General features: G+C 69.2%; 17 protein-coding genes. 7 read left to right on the top strand and 10 right to left on the bottom strand.

Translation table 11 applies throughout. The annotated features are described in order from the left end of the window. The first annotated feature begins 245 nt into the window (after nt 1-245). Entirely contained in the window at nt 246-1,124 is an 879-nt protein-coding gene (locus tag ACIBQX_RS39445; RefSeq protein WP_397013797.1) for a C40 family peptidase, read from the top strand. Nucleotides 1,125-1,283: 159 nt separating this feature from the next. Then, complete coding sequence (locus ACIBQX_RS39440) at nt 1,284-4,523, top strand: BTAD domain-containing putative transcriptional regulator (RefSeq protein WP_397013795.1); 3,240 nt, start codon at nt 1,284-1,286, stop codon at nt 4,521-4,523. A gap of 90 nt (nt 4,524-4,613) precedes the next feature. Here the strand turns inward: ACIBQX_RS39440 and ACIBQX_RS39435 are convergent, their stop codons facing one another. After that, nucleotides 4,614-5,084 (bottom strand): rhodanese-like domain-containing protein, encoded by a 471-nt coding sequence (locus ACIBQX_RS39435; protein ID WP_397013793.1) that lies wholly within the window; start codon nt 5,082-5,084, stop codon nt 4,614-4,616. Nucleotides 5,085-5,199: 115 nt separating this feature from the next. Between ACIBQX_RS39435 and ftrA the strand changes: the two genes are divergently transcribed. From ftrA to ACIBQX_RS39420, 3 genes are all read left to right on the top strand, one after another. After that, complete coding sequence (gene ftrA, locus ACIBQX_RS39430; protein ID WP_397013791.1) at nt 5,200-6,198, top strand: transcriptional regulator FtrA; 999 nt, start codon at nt 5,200-5,202, stop codon at nt 6,196-6,198. Between the two features lie 104 nt (nt 6,199-6,302). Further along, on the top strand, nt 6,303-7,163 hold the full coding sequence (locus ACIBQX_RS39425; RefSeq protein WP_397013789.1) for an SDR family oxidoreductase: 861 nt from the start codon (nt 6,303-6,305) through the stop codon (nt 7,161-7,163). Beyond that, nucleotides 7,160-7,342, top strand: coding sequence for a hypothetical protein (locus ACIBQX_RS39420; protein WP_397013787.1), 183 nt, complete (start codon nt 7,160-7,162; stop codon nt 7,340-7,342). The genes ACIBQX_RS39425 and ACIBQX_RS39420 overlap by 4 nt, the downstream gene beginning before the upstream one ends. Here ACIBQX_RS39420 and ACIBQX_RS39415 read toward each other — a convergent pair. The 6 genes from ACIBQX_RS39415 to ACIBQX_RS39390 all read right to left on the bottom strand — a co-directional run bounded on the left by ACIBQX_RS39415 (nt 7,339) and on the right by ACIBQX_RS39390 (nt 14,462). Next, nucleotides 7,339-7,905 carry an NAD(P)H-dependent oxidoreductase gene (locus tag ACIBQX_RS39415; protein WP_397013785.1) on the bottom strand — a complete coding sequence of 189 codons (567 nt, stop codon included), beginning with the start codon at nt 7,903-7,905 and terminating at the stop codon, nt 7,339-7,341. The genes ACIBQX_RS39420 and ACIBQX_RS39415 overlap by 4 nt on opposite strands. Before the next feature lie 73 nt (nt 7,906-7,978). Next, nucleotides 7,979-9,361 (bottom strand): MFS transporter, encoded by a 1,383-nt coding sequence (locus ACIBQX_RS39410; RefSeq protein WP_397013783.1) that lies wholly within the window; start codon nt 9,359-9,361, stop codon nt 7,979-7,981. Between the two features lie 29 nt (nt 9,362-9,390). Then, the gene (locus ACIBQX_RS39405) at nt 9,391-10,506 is read right to left on the bottom strand and encodes an AMP-binding protein (protein ID WP_397013781.1); all 1,116 of its coding nucleotides are present in this window, start codon (nt 10,504-10,506) and stop codon (nt 9,391-9,393) included. 26 nt (nt 10,507-10,532) lie between these two features. Then, the gene (locus tag ACIBQX_RS39400) at nt 10,533-11,522 is read right to left on the bottom strand and encodes a RimK family alpha-L-glutamate ligase (RefSeq protein ID WP_397013779.1); all 990 of its coding nucleotides are present in this window, start codon (nt 11,520-11,522) and stop codon (nt 10,533-10,535) included. A gap of 7 nt (nt 11,523-11,529) precedes the next feature. Next, the gene (locus ACIBQX_RS39395; protein ID WP_397013777.1) at nt 11,530-13,782 is read right to left on the bottom strand and encodes an alpha/beta fold hydrolase; all 2,253 of its coding nucleotides are present in this window, start codon (nt 13,780-13,782) and stop codon (nt 11,530-11,532) included. Further along, complete coding sequence (locus tag ACIBQX_RS39390; protein ID WP_397013775.1) at nt 13,779-14,462, bottom strand: class I SAM-dependent methyltransferase; 684 nt, start codon at nt 14,460-14,462, stop codon at nt 13,779-13,781. Before ACIBQX_RS39390 ends, ACIBQX_RS39395 begins: the two co-directional genes overlap by 4 nt. Nucleotides 14,463-14,650: 188 nt before the next feature. On the opposite strand from ACIBQX_RS39390, the gene ACIBQX_RS39385 reads away from it, so the two are divergent. Continuing rightward, complete coding sequence (locus ACIBQX_RS39385) at nt 14,651-14,863, top strand: hypothetical protein (RefSeq protein ID WP_397013773.1); 213 nt, start codon at nt 14,651-14,653, stop codon at nt 14,861-14,863. Between the two features lie 48 nt (nt 14,864-14,911). On the opposite strand, the gene ACIBQX_RS39380 is transcribed toward ACIBQX_RS39385, so the two are convergent. Both ACIBQX_RS39380 and ACIBQX_RS39375 read right to left on the bottom strand, forming a co-directional pair. Next, entirely contained in the window at nt 14,912-15,457 is a 546-nt protein-coding gene (locus tag ACIBQX_RS39380) for a TetR/AcrR family transcriptional regulator (protein WP_397013771.1), read from the bottom strand. Between the two features lie 85 nt (nt 15,458-15,542). Next, nucleotides 15,543-16,013 carry a nuclear transport factor 2 family protein gene (locus ACIBQX_RS39375; RefSeq protein ID WP_397013769.1) on the bottom strand — a complete coding sequence of 157 codons (471 nt, stop codon included), beginning with the start codon at nt 16,011-16,013 and terminating at the stop codon, nt 15,543-15,545. A gap of 260 nt (nt 16,014-16,273) precedes the next feature. Between ACIBQX_RS39375 and ACIBQX_RS39370 the strand changes: the two genes are divergently transcribed. Beyond that, nucleotides 16,274-17,164: a hypothetical protein gene (locus tag ACIBQX_RS39370; protein WP_397013767.1), complete on the top strand. Its 891-nt coding sequence runs from the start codon at nt 16,274-16,276 to the stop codon at nt 17,162-17,164. A 31-nt stretch (nt 17,165-17,195) separates the two neighbouring features. Here the strand turns inward: ACIBQX_RS39370 and ACIBQX_RS39365 are convergent, their stop codons facing one another. Then, the gene (locus tag ACIBQX_RS39365) at nt 17,196-19,019 is read right to left on the bottom strand and encodes a glycoside hydrolase family 15 protein (protein WP_397013765.1); all 1,824 of its coding nucleotides are present in this window, start codon (nt 19,017-19,019) and stop codon (nt 17,196-17,198) included. Nucleotides 19,020-19,059 lie beyond the last annotated feature (40 nt).

The raw sequence follows: 19,059 nt of genomic DNA, 5'->3' as shown, positions 1-19,059 counted from the left end.
TCACGGCGCGTGTCCGGTACGGGTGGAGTACGGACAGCGCCGTGCCAGTGGCGATCCCTAACGTTCTGAGCAAGCCGCCATGACCTGTACGGGCCCGCGGCCGACAGCCGTGGACGTGCGGCAACGCCTGACTTCGCCCTTCCCACCTTCCTCGAAAGCGACAGGCCGCCAGGGGTTGCGAGTCTCGCCGATTCCACGACGACAGGAATCTCCACCATGAGAGGAAGCACGTGAAACCCAGAATCATGACGTTGCTCGTGGCCTTCGTCGTCTCGATCTCCGGTGCCGTCTTCGTGGCCGCGCCGCCTGCGTCCGCCGACGGGTTGAGCAACCCGAGCGGCACCCTCACCGTCGAATGCCCGGGTGCGAAGGCCTTCATTCAGGTCGACTGGAAGGCCGGCGACAGGGTGACCGTTCGCTGGCGTCTCGAGGACACCGGCACGGCGACCGCCATCTCCCCGGTGCTGCGGATCCAGGCCCACGACGCCGACCACGACGGGGCGCCCTTCATCTTCCCCAGCGGCGAGCCGTACTTCGTCCTCAGAGGCGGCAACGGCCACCACGAGGTCGGGCTCGAGTCCGACTGGAACCCCGGCAACATCCCCAACATCAACCACCTCAGGGTGCAGGTCCAGAACGGGACGACCGAGCAAGGAACCCACTGCACCGAGGTCCGGGAGATCTACAACTGGACCATGATCGCTCACAAGAACGCCATGGGCAAGCGCGGCATACCCTACGTCCTCGGGGGTGAGGACACCCCGGAGCGTCCGGGCCTCGACTGCTCCGGCTTGGTCATGACCTCCTACAACCCGATCGGCAACTTCCCCGGCTGGCCGGTCCGCCGCGCCGTCGACATGTGGAACTGGGCCAGGAACCACCAGACTCCGTCGAAGTTCTACGCCAAGTCGGTCGACTACGCGGACCTCAAGGTCGGTGACCTGATCTTCTACAAGACGACCGACGAAGCGGTCGGCCACGTCTCCTTCTGGGAGGGGGACGGCAACGTCCTCGACGCACTCGAGCCGGGCACCGAGGTCTCGGTCCATCCCGAAGGCGGTCTCCGCAACGTCCGCGTCGACGCCTTCCGCATCCTCGGTGTCGCGACCGTCCCCACCGGATGACATCGCTCCTGGATGTGCCGGCCGCGACATCCAGGACGGACGACCACTGATCTGACACGGGCCCCAACGTGCTTCCGCCGCACGCTGGGGTTCGTGGCGTCTCCTGGCCTAGGATCGTCTGGTGTCCCGGAGATCGCGGATCAACGGTCTGCTCACTCGGTGTGGGCGCGAGTGAGGGAGACGAGCTTCGGCGGGCTGCTTCGAGCCCATCGCCTCCGAGCCGGACTGACGCAACGGCAGCTCGCCGAGCGGGCGGGCGTGAGCGCGGGCACGATCCGCGATCTGGAACAGGGCCGGACTAGAAGCCCGAAGCGGGACTCGGTCCAGGCCATCGCCGCCGCACTCGGGCTGAGCGGGCCAGACGTCGAGCGACTGCACGCCGCCGCCGCCGAGACCCTGCGCACCCAGCGCGCCGACGCCGGTCCGATCCGTGGCGGCCCGCTGCGCATCCGTGTGCTCGGTCCGATCGAGGTCTGGCACGGCGATGTCCAGGCATCCCTCGGCTCCGACCTGCAACGTACGCTGCTCGCGCGGCTCGCGCTCGACGCCGGTGCGGCGGTCGGCCAGAACGAGCTGATCGACCTGCTGTGGCAGCACGGCGAAACCCAGCACCCGGTGAGCCTGCTGCATACGCTCGTCGCCAGGTTACGGCGGCTGCTGGACGCAGACGGCGTGCTCCTCGGCGGTCAGACCGGCTACCGGCTCGCGGTCACCGCCGACCAGCTGGACCTGCTCGCGTTCCGCGACCTCACCACACGGGCGGCGTACGACACACCGGAGGAGGCGTTCGGCCGGCTCGCCGAAGCCATCGCGCTGTGGCGCGGTGAGATAGGCGCGGAGCGGGTGGCGTCGAGCCCGCTGTACACCGCGCTGGCCACCGAGTACGCCACCACCGTCCAGACGTTCGCCACGCTGGCGCGCGATCTCGGCGAGCCGGAACGGGCCCTGAAACCGGTGCGGGAGCTGGTGAATCGGCGCGAGCTGGACGAGCCGCTGCACGTCGAGCTGATCCTGACCCTGGCCGCGAGCGGCCGGCAGGCGGAGGCGCTCGCGGCGTACGACCGGATCCGGTCCGCACTCGCCGACCAGCTCGGCATCGACCCCGGCGAACGGCTGCGGTCCGCCCAGCTGGCGGTGCTCCGGCAGCAGGAGCGGCGCGGCCGACGGACAAGAGGGCGGACCGCGATCCAGCAGGCGCCCGCCGCGCCGCCGGACTTCGTCGGCAGGGCGGACGAAATGGCCAGGATCGAGGCCGCGCTCGCCAGGACGGGCCAGGAGTCCGGACCGGCCTCGTCCAGAATCGTGCTGATCGACGGCATCGCCGGAGTCGGTAAGACCGCTCTCGCGCTCGCCACCGCGCACCGGTTGCGCGCGCAGTATCCCGACGGTCAGCTCTACGCCGACCTGCGCGGCACCACCGCGACCGCACTCGAACCGATGCTGGTGCTCGGCCGGTTCCTGCGCGCCCTCGGCGTGCCGAGCAGGCGGATCGGGACCGACGAGACCGAGGCGGCCGCGTTGTTCCGCAGTGAGCTCGCCGACCGGCGGATGCTGGTGCTGCTGGACAACGCGCATGACGCCGATCAGGCCCGGCCGCTGCTGCCGGGTGCGGGCGGCAGCGACCTGATCGTGACCAGCCGGCGCAGGATGCTCGGCCTCGCCGGTGCGTGCGCCGTCCATCTCGAACCGCTCAACCGGGAGGAGTCGATCACCCTGATCGCCGCGACCGCGGGATCACATCGGATCGACGCCGATCCCGACGCGGCCGGCGAGCTCGCCGAGGCGTGCGCACGGCTGCCGCTCGCGCTGCGCATCGCGAGCGCGCGACTGGCCACCCGGCAGGCGTGGACGATCGCCGACCTGACCCGCCGGCTGCGCGACGACAACCGCAGACTCACCGAGCTGTCCACCGGCGAGTCGAGCGTGCTCACCAGTTTCCAGCTCAGCTACGCCGATCTGAGCGCCGCCGCCCAGCGCGCGTTCCGGCTGTGCAGCCTGCACCCCGGTGACGACTTCGGCGCCGACAGCACCGGGGTCCTGCTGGCGATGCCGCCGACCGACGCCGACCGCGTGCTGGAGGACCTGCTTGAGACGAACATGCTGATGCAGTACGCGACGGACCGCTACCGGTTCCACGACCTGCTGGGCCTGTACGCCCGGCGGCTGCTCGCCGATGACGCCGAGGGCGAGAGCGCGCGTTCCCGGCTGTACACCTGGTACACCGACGCGGTGACGGCCGCGATGGAGTGGGTGTACCCGCAGCTCGTACGGCTCGACACGCATGCGGAGCGGGACACGTTCTTCGCCACCGAGGCCGACGCGCTCGCCTGGCTGGACGCCGAGCTGCCCGCGCTGGTCGCCGTCGTCAGGCACACGGCCGAGTCCGCCGACCGCGCGCTGTCCTGGCGGATCACCGACCAGCTCCGCGGCTACTTCCTGATCCGCCGGCACATCGACGGCTGGCTGCCCGCAGCGGAAGTCGGTCTGGACGCGGCCGCCAGAGCGGGCGACGACGTCGCGCGGACCGCGATGCTGATCAGCCGTGGCCAGGCGCTGTGGTCGGTCGGCCGGGACGAGGAGGCGCTGTCCGACTGCCTGGCCGGTGAACAGCTGGCGGTCACCACGGGCTGGACGACCGCCGCGGCGTACCTGTCCCATTCCATCGGGTGGCTCTATCTGGAGCAGGGCAAGCTCGCCGACGCGGAGGAGTGGCTGCACCGCGCGCTTGAGCTGACCGAGAACGACCGGCTCGGCCACGTGCGGGCGGTCGCGCTCAACGGGCTCGGGGTGATGCGGCTGTGCCAGGGCGAGCTGCGGGACGCCGCCGAGCTGCTCAAAGCGGCCCTGGAGATCAACGAGGCGACCGGCCGGGAGACGTCGGCGCTGGCCAACCGGGGCAATCTGGCGAGCGCGTTACGGCAGCTCGGAGCGCCGGCGCGCGCCGCCGACCTGCTCACCGACGTGCTCGTGGCGTACCGGAAGAGGTCGAACATGCGGGGCGAGCTGTCCACCTTGGACGAGTTGAGCCAGGTGCACAGACAGCGCGGGAACGCCGCCACCGCGCTGGAGGTGGCCAGGCGAGCGCACGACATGGCGATCGCGGTCCACGACAGGAAGGCCACGGCGCAGACCGCGGCCACCGCGGCGCAGGCGTACCTCGCGCTCGGCGACGCGACGGCCGCCGCCCAGTGGTTCGAGCGCTGCGTGACGATCGCGCACAACACCTATCCCTACGTGGAGGCACGGGCACTGGTCGGCCTCGCCACCGCCCGGCTCGCCGCCGGTGACCCGGCCTCGGCGAGCTACAACGCCGAGCAGGCCGTGGCGATCGCCGGATCCTGCGGTTTCCGCCTGCTCGAAAGGCAGGCCCTGACCGCGCTGCACGCGTCCAGACGATAGTGGCCACGGGCGCGGTCGGAGAGGTCGACGACCCGCACGCTCGTCCTGCATGAGGGGACGCGACTCGTCGTGATCGATGCGGCGGTCATGTCAGCAGCCACAGGAGTCGGCGAGAGGCGGGGCGGTCAGATCGTCCACCGGCCGGCGGATCAAGCCGTCCTCCGTCCGCACCGGAAAGCCTTCGCGCACCCAGTACTCGTAACCGCCGATCATCTCCTTGACCTCGTAGCCGAGTTCGGCGAACTCGAGAGCCGCCCGGGTGGCGCCGTTACAGCCGGGCCCCCAGCAGTAGGTGACGACGGCGGTGCCGGGCGGGATGACCTCCGCCGCCCGAACGGCGATCTCCCGGGTCGGCAGGTGCACAGCGCCGGGCAGGTGCCCCTGCTGCCATGCCTCGACGCTGCGCGAATCGACCACGACCAGCCCGGACGCGCCGGATTCCAGGTCGGCATGGACGTCGCTGACATCGGCTTCGAAGGCCAGCCGCGCGGCGAAGTGGGCGGCGGCCGCCGTCGGCGCGGCGGGAGGGGTTGAGAGGACGACCGAGATCACGTTTGTCATGCCCACGATCCTGGTCATGGCCACCGGCCGGCACCAGTGGCGGGAACGACGTCCCCCGCTAAGATCCCGCCATCTGTCACGTGGCGTAGATGACGCTGTTTGCTAAGTTTCCGCCATGCATCCACCAGCGCGGCGCGGCCCGAGCGTGTCCGTCCTGGCCTACGACGGCATGTCGGTCTTCGAGACCGGCATCGTCACCGAGGTGTTCGGCCTGCCCCGGCCGGAGTTCGACGTGCCCTGGTACGACCTCACCATGTGTGCCGAGGATCCCGGCCCGCTACGTGTCATCGGCGGCGCGAGCCTGTACACACCACACGGCCTGGACGCGTTCGCGACGGCGCAGACCGTGATCGTGCCCGGCGTGTCCGACATCACGGCAGACCCGTCGCCCGAGCTGGTCGCCGCGTTGCGCCAGGCTCATCGCCGGGGTGCGCGCATCATGTCGATCTGCTCGGGAGCATTCGCCCTCGCCGGCGCCGGACTGCTGGACGGCCGCCGGGCCACGACCCACTGGCGCTACGCCGACCAACTGCGCCGGCGCCATCCCGGCGTCGACGTCGACCCCGGCGTGCTCTACATCGACAACGGGGACGTGCTCACCAGCGCCGGGAGCGCCGCCGGCCTGGATCTGTGCCTGCACATCGTTCGACGGGACTTCGGGGCCGCGATCGCCAACGCGGTCGCCCGGCGGCTGGTGATCCAACCACACCGCGATGGCGGTCAGGCACAGTTCATCGAGGCCCCCATGTCCGCCCACTCCGACGACGACCGGGTCGCGCGGAGCATGGCATGGGCGCTGGCGAACCTCCCGAGCCCCATCACGGTGGACGCGCTCGCCCGGCAGGCGCGCATGTCGGCCCGCACCTACCTGCGGCACTTCACCCGCTCGACCGGCACCACACCGATCCGGTGGCTGATCGACCAACGGATCCAGGCAAGCCTGGCTCTGCTGGAGACCACCGGCACGCCGATCGAGGAGATCGCCAGGACGGTCGGCTTCGACACCGCGGTCACCTACCGCCACCACTTCGCCCAGGCGATGCGGACCTCCCCGTCCGCCTACCGCCGCGCCTTCCACCTGGGTTCAGGGAGATCCGCGCCGGCCACCAACTAGACGATACGGTCCGTCTTGACTCAGCGAAGAGGGAGCGGTACTGTCACGTCTCAAGCGAGACGAACCGTCTCGTACAAGGTAGGCAAACCAATGGAGTTCTGCATATGCGCACCCCGGAAACCGTCCCTTCCCGCACCTGGTTCATCACGGGAGCCAGCCGCGGCCTGGGCCGTGCGTTCGCTCTCGCCGCGCTGGAGCGCGGCGATCACGTGGCCGCCGCCGCCCGCACCATCACCCGACAGGACTTCGACGACCGGTACGGAGATCGGCTGCTCGCCCTTCCGCTGGACGTGACCGACCGCGACGCGGTGTTCACCGCCGTGAACACCGCCGTGGAGCACTTCGGCCGGCTCGACATCGTGGTGAACAATGCCGGGACCATGTCCTCGGGCATGATCGAGGAGTTCACCGAAGCCGAGGCGCGCGCCCAGCTGGAGGTCAATCTCTTCGGGGCGATGTGGGTCTGCCAGGCCGTCCTGCCGCACCTGCGCGCCCAGCGCTCCGGCCACATCGTGCAGGTCTCCAGCATCGCGGCCCTGGGCGGCTTCCCCAGCACCGGGATGTACAGCGCGAGCAAGTTCGCGCTGGAGGGCATGAGCGAGGCGCTGGCGATGGAAGCCGCGACGTTCGGCGTCAAGCTCAGCATCGTCCAGCCGGGCGGCTACTGGACCGACCTGTACACCAGCATGACGACGACGTCACCTTCGGCGGAGTACGGCCCGTTGCGCGCCGAGCTGGAGAAGCAGTGGGCCGAGGGGTCGGTCGACAGTGAGCCGCGGCTGGCCGCAGAGGCGCTGCTGAAGCTGGTCGACAGCGACGACCCGCCACTGCGGCTGCTGCTCGGCAGCATGGTCTATGACCTGGCCTTCGACATCTCCCGGCGGCGGATGGCGACCTGGGCCGCCTGGGAGCAGGTCAGCCGCGCCGCCGAACACGCCGTACCCGCCCCCGGAACCGCCGGATGAACGTCCCGCCGCCCACTTTCGGGCTCGTGGACGAGGTGGCGATGGACGTGGTGCCGGTGGTGTTCGGGTCGGGCAAACGCTACTTCGGCAGCATCGACGGGCAGCGTCTCCTGGAGGATCCCCACATGGTCATCCAGGGCGAACGGGTGCTGCATCTGAGGTTCACGGTACGCCGCTAGCCGCGCGCACTGTCCGGGCCGTCGGCCAGTGCCTTCAGCTGCGGCATGATGTCGGCCAATCCCACTTCGACGCGGCTGTACACCTCGCCGTTGAGGACGACGGTGCCGTCGAAGTCGCCCGCGTTGGCGTAGAAGCCGACCGGCGCGGTCGCGGCCTGGAAGAAGCCGAAGAGCGGCCGGAGCGCGTGCTCGATGACGAGCGCGTGCCGATCGCTTCCCCCGGTGGCCACCAGGATGACGGGCTTGTTGGCGAGGCCGTACTGGTCGACCAGGTCGAAGAAGTGCTTGAACATTCCGGAGTACGACGCCCGGAACACCGGTGTCGCCGCGATGACCACGTCGGCTTCTTCGACCAGGCGGATCTGCTGTTCGACCTCGGGCGACACGTCCTCGCGCACGGTGGCTCCGGTGAAGCTCGGCCCGAGCCGGTAGACATCGACCCGATGGAGTCCGACCGGCAGGGACTCGCTGAGCCGGGACGTGACGAGGCCGGCGAGCCCCATGGTCTTCGACCGCTCGTTGGGGCTGCCGTTGACGACGACGACTCTCAGGGGGTGGCTCATGCCAGGCTCCCGGCGGTGCGGCGCGCGGCGTACGACATCTGGTTTTCGACGCGCTCACCACGGAAGAGGTGGCTCAGCTCGGCGAGATCTTCCACCGGCTGCGGTCCCGCGCCGGCCTGTCAACCGAATGAACCGCCAGGGCGGCGACGAGGAGCGCCAGCAGCGGGAGGAGGAGCAACGTGAGTACGCTTCCCGTCGAGCCGTCCGCCGCCGCCCTGCCGTGCAGGAGGAGACCGACTGCGGCGCTGCCCGCCAACGAGCCGAACTGGAGCACGGTGCCGAGCACCCCGGAAGCGGTGCCGGCCACGTTCGGCGTGACCCGGCGCAGCGCGATACCGGTCAGCGGGGTGAAGAGCATCGAGTTGCCCGCACCGACGACCACCATCGACGCGATGATGCCGCCCCACGTCACCCCGGCGCCCAGGGACAGCGCCAGCGACGCCATGCCGACGGCTGACAAGACGAGCCCGGCCAGCAGCAGCCTTTTCGGGTCGACGCGGTCCGACAGCCGGCCGACGAAGGGCGCCAGGAGCATCGAGGTGAGTGAGGCAGGTGCGATGAGCGCCCCTGTTGCGAGCGGGGCGAGCCTGTGCCCGTCCTGAAGGACGAAGGACAGGATGAGGGTGAAGCTCAAGACGCTCATGGAGACGGACGCGCCCGCCAGGGTCATGAGCGCATAGTTGCGGTCACGGAAGAGCGCGAACGGTATCAGCGGCTCAGCGTGCTGCTTCCTGCTCTGCTGACGCACGAAGCAGCACATCAGGACGATCGCGCAGCAGGCGGTCGCCACGATCCAGCCGTTCCAGCGATGGGCGCTTCCCTGCGTCATGACCAGCACCGCGCAGAGCAGGGCAGGCGACAGGAGCAGCACCCCTATCGGATCCAGCCGGCGGACCTTCCCGGAGCGGAGATCGGGGATGAGCACCAGGGCGAGGAGCAGGAGCGACAGGCCGATGGGGACATTGATGAAGAAGACCGCCCTCCAGTCGTACGCGTGGACCAGCAGCCCGCCTATCACCGGCCCCGCGACCGCGGCACCTGCCCCGGCGGCCCCTCTGACGCCCAGCGCGGTGCCGCGTCGCTCAGGGGGAAAGACCACCATGATCAGCGCCAGGACCTGCGGCAGCAGAAGCGCCGCGCCCAGCCCCTGGAACGCTCGCGCCCCGATGAGCTGCCAAGGACTCTGCGCCAGGCCGCACATCAGACTGAAGACGGTGAACACCGCGAGCCCGCAGACGAACACGCGTTTCTGGCCCAGCACGTCACCCAGGCGCCCCGTGGTGATGAGACTGACGGCCACCGTCAGCACGTAGGCGTTCACCGCCCACAGCCCTTCCGGCACGGTGGCGCCGAGATCTCGGATGATGCTCGGGAGGGCGACCACGAGGACCGTCATGTCCAACTGCGCCATGAAGTAGCCGCCCACGAGCAAGGGGAGGATCGCCCGGCTCCGCACGCCTTTTCCAGCGCCCGGGGCAGGCGGGCTCATCCGGCCGCGGCTTTCACCCAGACGGCTGGGGGCACCTTGTTGGTTCTGTCCACCCGATGGAGCTGTGACACCCTCTCTATCGCGATCGCCTGAGGATGCTGCCGCAGCACCGTCCGAAAGCGCGTGAACTCCCTCATCAGCGCCGCCCGCAGGAGCGTGACGCTCGCCGTGCCGACGTACTTCACGGTGACGGCGCTCACCGCCATCCGGGCATCGCTCAGCCCCGCCAGCTCCAGCTGGGCTTCCCGTACCCCTCGCACCTGGTGGACGACGTCCAGGACCTCTCCGATGCCGAAGGTCGCCCCGTAGAACTTGACCGCGTCGTCGGCCCGCCCGAGCACCCTCAACCCGTCCGGACGGCCGCAGCGGCACTCAGCGGCGGCGATGCGATCGCCCAGCCGGTAGCGCACGACCGGGGCCGTCCAGCCGGATCCGATCCGCGTCAGCAGCGCGCCCCGGTCGTCCGGCTCGATGAGCTGATCCGGCATCAGGTGCAGGGTGGTCAGATCGCAGTCGGGCGTGTTCGTAGCGATCACATAGGTCTCCACCGAGCCGTAGTTGCCCCAGAACCGGGCCTGGGGGAACGCCTCCCGGACCATGTCGACGTTGCTCTGGTTCCATGGTTCGGCCATCCAGATGATGGTTTCGATCGGAAGACTCGTCTCCGTGTCGAGCACGCCCCGGGCGAGATCCGCCAAGCCGGTCGGCGTACCGGCGACCGCGTTGACGCCGACCTGAGCGAAAATCTGCGGCCATCGTCCCGCTTCCTGTGGGGCCAGCGGCCCGTGGGGGATGACGGTGCAGTGGCTGCGCTCGGCGAGCCGGTGCATGTAGTAGTGCGAGGCCCACAGTCGGCCCGCGTTGAAGAGGTTCAGCAGGACATCCCCTCGGGACAGGGGTCGCCACTCTTCCAGCAGCCGATCGATGGCCTGGTGGTAGGGGACGAAGGTGAGTTTGGGCGCGCCGGTCGTGCCACCGCTGGACATGAGCATCGCGCCGCTGTCACCTGCCATCGCCCGGGTCATGTCCAGCACGTCGGCCGGCCCGGTCACGTCGAGATCCGCCAGGCCGGTCGCCGACTCCGGCGCTCCTGCGCCGCGGGCGTGGCTCATCACCTCGTCTGTCGCGATCCGGCCTATCACGAGAGCCGTTCCGCCTTCCCGATCCAGGCGGCGTGCTCCCGTGAGTACGCCCGGAACCTGGCTTCGACGATGGCGCGGGCGATCGCCGCCTGCTCGGTGTTCTGGCTGAATCCCACCGCGCCGTCAGGTTCGATCTCCGACAGCCAGAACCGGTCGCCGTCGATGATGAAGTCGAGCGTGAAGTACGGCAACCGGAGCTTGTCGGCCACGTAGGACACGGTTTCGTCCAGTTCCGGCAGCGACTGCAGATATTCCCTCTCGTGACGGGCGCCGCTGGCCTTGGTGGCCATGAGGCAATAGCCGTCCTTCGAGCCCCGGAGAATGGTGTGCGGCTTTCCGTCGATGACGAAGATCCTGCATTCCCCGACACTCTCGAAGTACGGCTGCACCACCAGGGCGGTGTCGGAGCCACCTGCCAAGCCGATGACGCCGCGCAGGTCGTGGATGTTGTGTACGACGCTCACGCCCAGCCCCATCCCCCAGTAAGCAGGCTTGACGATCAGTGGGTAGGCGAGGTTGCTCAGCGCCGCGTCGTAGTGGCAGGTCGCCCCGGAGCGTCCGGTGCCCAGCCTGACCGTCGGCAGCGGGGCCACCGGGCTGCCGCTCAGGAACACCATCGTGGCCAGCTTGTCGCGCCCGATGTACGCGATCCTCGGTGGGATCGGCAGGTAGAAGCCCGCCTGCTCAAGAACGCTGTACAACGTCACCTGGCCGCAGGCGTCCTGGGTCTGGTGCGGAAGTATGTAGAAATGCGTGACGAAGATCGTGTCCTCGGGCGTCACCCGTTCCCCGTTGAGGAAGAACCGCACGTCGTCGATCCGGGTGGCGTCGACGGCGATCTCCTCCGGTTGGTGCAGGGACATCTCCAGCCCGAGGCCCTTCGCGACCTCTTGGTAGTGGCCCCAGACGTTGTCGTGCTCCAGACGCCGCTGCGTGGCCGTACCCCGATCCGGATAGATCCAGCACAGCCGACGCGCCGAGTTCACGCTGATGTCATCCATGTTCGCCAGGCCTTCCCGCGCTGAATTTCCGGAGTTCGGAGACGAATTTCTCGGTTTCCTCGATGAAGGGGAGATGGCCGCTGTCGGCGAAGGTGACGAGCGTGGCGTCGGCCATCGCGTTCGCCATCCACTTGCCGATGTCCGTGGGGAAGATCTGGCTCTTCGCCCCATGCATCAGCAAGGTCGGAACGGTGATCCGGGTGATCTGCGTCCGCCAGTCCTGGGCCAGGGCGTCTGTCCAGAGCGCCTGCAGTGCGGTCGCCGTGCAGCGTTTCGACTCGGCGATGAGCCCGTTCAGCAGGTTCTGGTCAGGTTCCGTGCCGACCGCGAAGCAGTTGCGGACCAAGCCCTCCAGAAAGGAATCGCGCTCCGCCACGACGCTCCGTCCCACGTCGCGGGCGCCCACGCGGTCCAGGCCGCCGAAGGCGGCGTGTTCCCAGCCGTCCTCGGACAGGAGGCGGGGCGACATCTCTATCGACACCAGCCTCGACACCCGGTCGGTTCCGAACCGGTGGAGATAGGAGTAGGCGACGCCGGCGCCCAGCGACCATCCGATCAGCGTGATCCCGTGCAGGTCTCGACGCTCGATGAGGTCGTGCACCTCCTCTGCCGCCTCGCCGATCGTCCAGTCCGGAGGAGCCGGCGGACCCGCCCCGTGGCCGCGCAGGTCCATGGTGATGACGTCGTGGTCGGTGCGCAGGTCGGCCACGGCCCGGTCGAAGTAACGGGCGGTCATCCCCCACCCGGGCACGATCACCATGGTTCCGGTGGCTGCGCGCCGCGAGCGGCGTACGAGGGGGCCTGACGCCACTCGTTCGCGCAGCAGCGCCTTGTCGGGCTTCCCCACGGCGGTGTACGGAATGGCGTCCACGATGTGGATGTCCCCCACGAGCCCGTGGTGGTCCAGCCGGCTCCCGACAGAGGCGACGGCGGCCGCGTCCGGCACATCTCGGGGTCGAGCGACCACCAGGACGTTCTCGTCGTACGCTCCCGGCCGGGTGGCGAGGCTGACGGATTCGGCCACCGGACAGTTCGCGACCAGGTCCGCATCGAGCATGGGAGTGCAGATGGGACCGTGCGAGGAGCGCAGTGTCTCCGATGCCCGGCCGAGGATCCGGTACCGTCCGTCGCCATCGCGGCGGGCGATGTCGCCGGTCCAGTACTCTCCGTCGCGAAAAGTACGCGCGTGGGCATCGAGATCGTTCAGGTATCCCTCGCTCGTCCAGGGCGAACGCAGCACCAGCTCCCCGATGTCGGCCGTGCCCGGGGAGAGAGGCACCAGCCGGGCGCCGACCCCCGGCACCAGGGGCATGGCGCCCTCGTCCTGGACGACGTCGTCCAGATTGACGGCCGCCAGGCCGAATTCGGTGGAGCCGTAGAGCTGACGGATGCGCACACCGAGTATGTCGGCGCAGTCGCGGACGACCGCCGGGCTGAGATAGGTACCGCCGCAGAACGGCAGCCGCAGACTCGTCAGATCGGGGCACGCCCCGGCACGGGCCGCCTGGGCGAGCTGCTCATAGTGACGGGGCAGGGCGCTCATCACGGTGGCTCCGCAGGCGGACAGGTGCGTGAGGAGTTCGTACGGGGTCGACTCGACGTCGGCCAGCACCAGCTCCGCGCCTGCGAGCAGAGCGGCGAACAGGTGCAGGTCGGTGGCGTGGGCGACATCCAGCGTGTGCCGGCAGAAGAACACGTCGGTGTCGCGCGGTCCCGTGTGCGCGATCCATCGCTGCCGCTCGGCCAGGAACTTGTCCTGCCGCCAGGACATGAGCTTGGGGAATCCGGTCGAGCCCGAGGTCCACAGGTATCGGAACACTCCTGGGAATGGGCGGTGCGGTTCCTCGTACGGCAGGGGATCGGCGGCCGCGAGCTCGTCCAGGCCTACGTGGGGGATGGCGGTGCGGAGCTCGGGCCTGCTCCCGTCCACCACCATGAGAGTGGCTCGGGTGAGAGCGAGGGCGGTTTCGACATCACCCTGACCGAACTCGCGGATCATCGGCACGTAGGAAGCGCCGATCCGGGCCGTCGCCAGGATGAGTGCCACGTAGCCGGGGCTGTTGCCCAGCGAAGTGGCGATGGTGTGCCCTTCTCGTACGCCTGCCCGCCGGAGGCCGCCCGCGATTCCACCGACGAGGGCGAGCAGTTTCGCGTAGCTGATGACGGCGCCGTCGGCCGTCCGGACCGCGCACTTGTCCAGCCGAGCCGACGCGGCTGAGTGGAAGGCGTCGTAGAGCACGGTCACGCCCGGGTCCAGCCGGCGTACGTGGCGAAGCGCCAGTTCTTGACCAGGCAGTCGACCTGGTCGAATCCGGCCTGCCGTAGCCAGCGAAGCTGGGTTTCCAGGTCGGCGCAGATGTCGTGCTTCATGCGTTCGCGTCCTGCGGCCCACTCGTCCGGCGGGGTCTCGGAGTCGAGGACATGCCTTTCGTGCTGAGCGTCGTACAGCGACTCCAGCGACGGGAACGGGGCGAGAATCTGCTCGACGTTGACGAAGACGCCCCCGGGCTGGAGCACGTCCCTGATGCGCCCGAACAGGCGCTGCTTCTCCTCGTGCGGAAGGTGGTGAATCGCCAGCGCCGACACGACGGCGCCGAAGGGGCCACCCTCCAGCGTCCCGGTCAGATCGGCGATGCGCGTCGTGACGAGGTCGTCTTCGGCGAAGCGGGCTCGGGCCTGGTCGAGCATGTCGTCGGAATGGTCGACCAGGGTCAGCCGCGCCTGCGGCAACCGCCGCCGGAGGGTGGCACTGAGCAGTCCGGTACCGGCGCCGAGATCCAGGATGCCGGCATCGGACGCCACACTGGCGGCGACCGCTTCGGCCGCGCCGGCGTAGAGCAGATCGAACGAGGGGATGAGCTGCCTGCGTAACGCGTCGTAGGTCTTCGGGTTCCAGAGGTCCGTGCGTGTCGTGGCCTTGATCATGTGATCTCCTCACGGGTGAGGTTTACGGCTGCTCCATGGCCTGGGGCTCCGCCCGGCCACGGTCGCGACCCACGGCTCACCCATGAGCCGATGGTGAGGGCCATCCGCATGCGAGACCCTCAGGTTCCGCGCGATCCGCCGCCAACCTGCCGCTTCCTTCCGCACAACGGCAGCTTCTCCACCAGGGCTTGACGAACCTGACATGGCGCACGATTACGATCGACTGCCCGGACGAGGTACGCCTCCACCGGCTGCACGAGCGCGGCGCGCCGCGGGACTGGATCGAGGAGGCGATGGCCGACGCCGCTCATGGCCGCGCCCTCGCCCCCACGGTGTTCGCCGGAGACGACGCCGCCGAGCTGGCGGCACGCATTCTCGCGTGGGCGCGCACCAGCGGATGACCGAGCCAGGCGGGCTCTGCCGGCCGCCGTGCGCGGAGAAAGGTGTCGCTACGCGCGGAGCGTGCGCGCCCACGGGGCGTCGACGGCGGCGGCGTCGATCGCCACCACGACATTGCTGAGCAGGGCGTCCGCGAAGTAGCGGCGGATCTGCTCGTCGGAGGCGCCGGAGACGGCGCGGATGTACTCGATCTGCTTGGCGTAGCACTGGCGCACCGCCTCGCCGATGACCGGCTCACCCGCGCAGCCCTGGGCGTGCATGAGGATCATCAGCACGTCACGGTCGGCGATGACCTGGTCGTACGAGGCGGTCAGGGCTCGCAGGACCACCTCCGGGTCGGTGCTCCGCACCGACGCCGCCACGGCGGCCACGGACTCCCGCAGGCGGTTCGAGCAGTAGTCGACCAGGGCCGCGAACAGCGTCTCCTTGTCCTTGAACAGCCGGTACAGGTATCCCTGCGAGATGCCCGCGGCCTTGGCCACGTCCATCGTCGAGGTCCCGTAGTAGCCGCGCGCGGCGAACGACTTGATCGCCGTCCGCATGACCGTGGCCCGGCGCTCCTCGGCGGTGGAACGCTGCCGTGTCCTGGTTTCCATGGAAGTAATCAACCACATCCCCCAGGGGCGTCAAACCGCCTGGTCCGTTCCGGCCGCCGACGGGGCCGGCGGTGACCTACGCCCTTCAGTCGCTGAACGCCGACACCATGTCGTCAGTGCCGCCGCCGAGGGCTTCGACGGCCACCTGCGGGTTCCAGAAGTCGACGTAGCGGCTGAACCTGCCGTCCCTCGTCTCCACCACGGAGATGTAGGTCTGGTTGTAGGGCCGGCCGGTCGCCAGGGCGACGCCCTCGCTCTTGAGCTCGGCGATGACCAGCGAGGGGTCCACGGTCTCGTGGAAGCGCAGGTCGGTGAACTCGACGCGGAAGTTCTCGGAGAAGCTCCTCAGGTGCCCGCGCAGCTCCTGCCTGCCCACGATCCGGGTCGGGTAGCCCTTCGGTGCGTAGGGGAACTCCAGCACCCCGTCCTCGGTGAACAGCTCCCCCCACTCGGCGATCCGCCCGGCGGCCAGGTGGTCCAGGTGGTCCCTGAACGTCTGCTGCGCGGCAGCCCTGACGCTGTCGGTGCTCTGCGGCGTGGAGACGGTGTCGCTCATGTCTTAACCTTCTCTGTTATGAAAGCGGTTGACCGCTTTATTAAATAGGCAGCGTGCACGCCGAACAAGCCAGTCGTACAGCCGAACTAGATGTAAGTAATAGACCACTTCCATCTGGGCGTCAAGTGCCGGCCAAGCCGGCCGCACGTGGATGCGCCTCTCCGACCGCCCGCTACGGCCCCATAAGATCCCCCGTACGTCATAGCCGCACAGGCGCCACCAGCGCCGTCGGGACCGCCAGCCGAGCGAAATGGACTGCCATGGACAGGCCCAACCCCACCAACATGATCGGGTACGCGATCCTCGGCAAGGACGGCAGACTCGGGGGCGGCAAGGGGCGGCCCAGCGTCCTCTGGTGGATCGTCTTCACGCTGTGCGTGCTCTTCTTCCTGGCCACGCTGCTCCCCGGGGTGCTCACGCTGGTGTCCTGGCACACCGGGGAGGAGCGGGCCGACGTCTCGGGCGGGCTGCTCGGCGTGATCGACAACCCGTATGTGTTCAGCTGGATCGGCATGCTCCTGATGTGCGCGATGTGGATCCTGGAGTACACCCGGCGCGGGTCGATCGGGGTGTCGAAACAGCGGCGGGGCAAGAAGAGTCCTGAAGGAAGCTTTCAGTCGGAGATCCGGCTGCTGTCCACGCCGATGCACCTGGCGTGGTTCGTCGGGCTCGCGGTGCTGGCCGGCGCGCTGCTCGGCCTGCCCTGGACCCTGGACTGGGACGCCGACATCTTCTTCTCCTGGTTCCTGTGGGGCGCGATCATCACGCCGGTGAACGGCGCCGTCCTCGGCTCACTGGTCAAGAAGACCTGCTACGCCCGCTGGTACCGGCGGCAGGCGGCCAAGAGCCCGAGCGGGCGTGTCATCCGCAGGGCGCAGCCGTTCTGGCGCTCGTTCTCCTACGGGTGGCGGCTCGACCTGTGGATCTGCGGGGCCGCGATGCTCATGATCGTGGCCGGCGCGCTCATCTGGGGAATGATGGCGTACCTCCCGCCCGGCGACTTCGGCGATGCCGAGGACGTCCAGGAGGCGACCGCCGTCATGACCGTGCTGCTGTCGGTCGGCGTGCCGGCGATGGCGTTCGGCCTGTGGGCGTGCACGCAGTTCTGGCGCAGCGGCGAGGACATCAGGACGGGCGAGTCGGCCACGTGACCGCGACCGCAGGAGCAACGCGGTGAGCCGGTCAGCCGAGGGCGTGGTCGAGGTTGACGGCGGCGCTGATGAGGGCCAGGTGGGTGATCGCCTGGGGGAAGTTGCCGAGTTGCTCGCCGGTGTGGCCGATCTCCTCGGCGTACAGGCCCAGGTGGTTGGCGTACGTCAGCATCTTCTCGAAGGCCAGGCGGGCGTCGTCGAGGCGGCCGGCGCGGGCGAGTGCTTCGACGTACCAGAACGAGCAGATCGAGAACGTGCCCTCCATGCCCTGCAGCCCGTCGGGGCTGCGTTCGGGGTCGTAGCGGTACACCAGCGAGTCGGAGACGAGTTGGTCGCCGAGCGCGTCGAGGGTGGACAGCCACTTGGGGTCGGTCGGTGAGACGAACTTGGCCAGCGGCATCATCAGCACGGAGGCGTCCAGGACGTCGTCGTCGAAGTGCTGGACGAACGCCTGAAGGTCGGCCGACCAGCCACGCCGCATGATCTGGCGGTAGATCGCGTCGCGGCACTCGCGCCAGCGGCGCATGTCGGCGGGCAGGCCGCGCTGGGTGGCCACCCGCATGGCGCGTTCGATGGCGACCCAGCACATCAGCCGCGAGTACACGAAGTCCTTGCGCCCGCCACGGGTCTCCCAGATGCCCTCGTCCGGCCGGTCCCAGTTCTCGCAGACCCAGTCCACCAGCCTGCACAGCTGGTCCCAGCGGTCGCTGGCGATGGGCTCGCCCCATTTGTTGTAGAGGTAGATGGAGTCGATGAGCGCGCCGTAGATGTCGAGCTGGAGTTGCTCGGCGGCGCCGTTCCCGATCCGGACCGGCGAAGATCCACGGTAGCCCGCCAGGTGGCTCAGCTCCTGTTCGGGCAGGTCCCGGCGGCCGTCGATGCCGTACATGATCTGCAGGGGGCCGGTGAGGCCGCCGTCGTCGAGCGGGACGCGTTCGGACAGGAAGCCCATGAACGCCTCCGCCTCCTCGGTGAACCCGAGCCTCAGCAGGGCGTACACGCAGAACGCGGCGTCGCGGATCCACACGTACCGGTAGTCCCAGTTGCGCTCGCCGTGCATCTGCTCGGGCAGGCTGGTCGTGGGGGCGGCGACGATCCCGCCGGTCGGCGCGTACGTGAGGAGCTTCAGCGTGAGCGCGGAGCGGTGGACCACCTCCCGCCAGCGCCCGCGGTACCTGGAGGCGGACAGCCAGTGCCGCCAGTAACTGACCGTGGCGGCGAACTCGCTCTCGGCCTCGGAGATCGGGCAGCCGCGCGGCTCCACGCCGGGGGCGACGTGATCGAGGGCGAAGACAGCGAACTCTCCCTCGTGCAGTTTGAACCACGCGCGCACGTCCTGGCCGTCGGTCTCCAGCGGGACGCTCGCGGTCAGCGCCAGGGTGAACGACGGCGACGCGAACGTCGCGCGTTCCCCCGCCAGGTGTACGGTGTGCGCCTGCCTGGCGTAGTCGAAGCGGGGCGCCATCTGGGCGCGGAAGGGCAGCGCGCCGCGTACGCAGGACACCCGGCGGATCATCCGGTGCCGGTCGGCCTCGCGCGAGTTCTCCGGGATGGGCATGTAGTCCTGGATCTCCCCCACGCCGTCCTCGGCGAAGAACCGGGTGATGAGCACGTTGGTGTCGGGGAAGTAGAACTGCTTGGTCCTGGCCGGCGTGTCGGCGGTCAGCTCGAACGATCCGCCCTTGTCGGCGTCCAGCAGCGAGGCGAACACGCTCGGCGAGTCGAAGCGCGGGCAGCAGTACCAGTCGATCGTGCCGTTGGTCCCGACGAGCGCGACGGTCCTCAGGTCGCCGATCAGGCCGTGCTCCCCGATCGGGAGGTATCGGGACTCGTCATGCCTGTCACCAACCATCATTCCTGCCCCCTCCATGCCTCAAGGTACGCAGAGGCAGCAT

This window comes from Nonomuraea sp. NPDC049714 (assembly GCF_044465295.1).
In the GTDB taxonomy this organism is placed as follows: Bacteria; Actinomycetota; Actinomycetes; order Streptosporangiales; family Streptosporangiaceae; genus Nonomuraea.
This window is presented reverse-complemented; position numbering and strand designations above follow the sequence as displayed.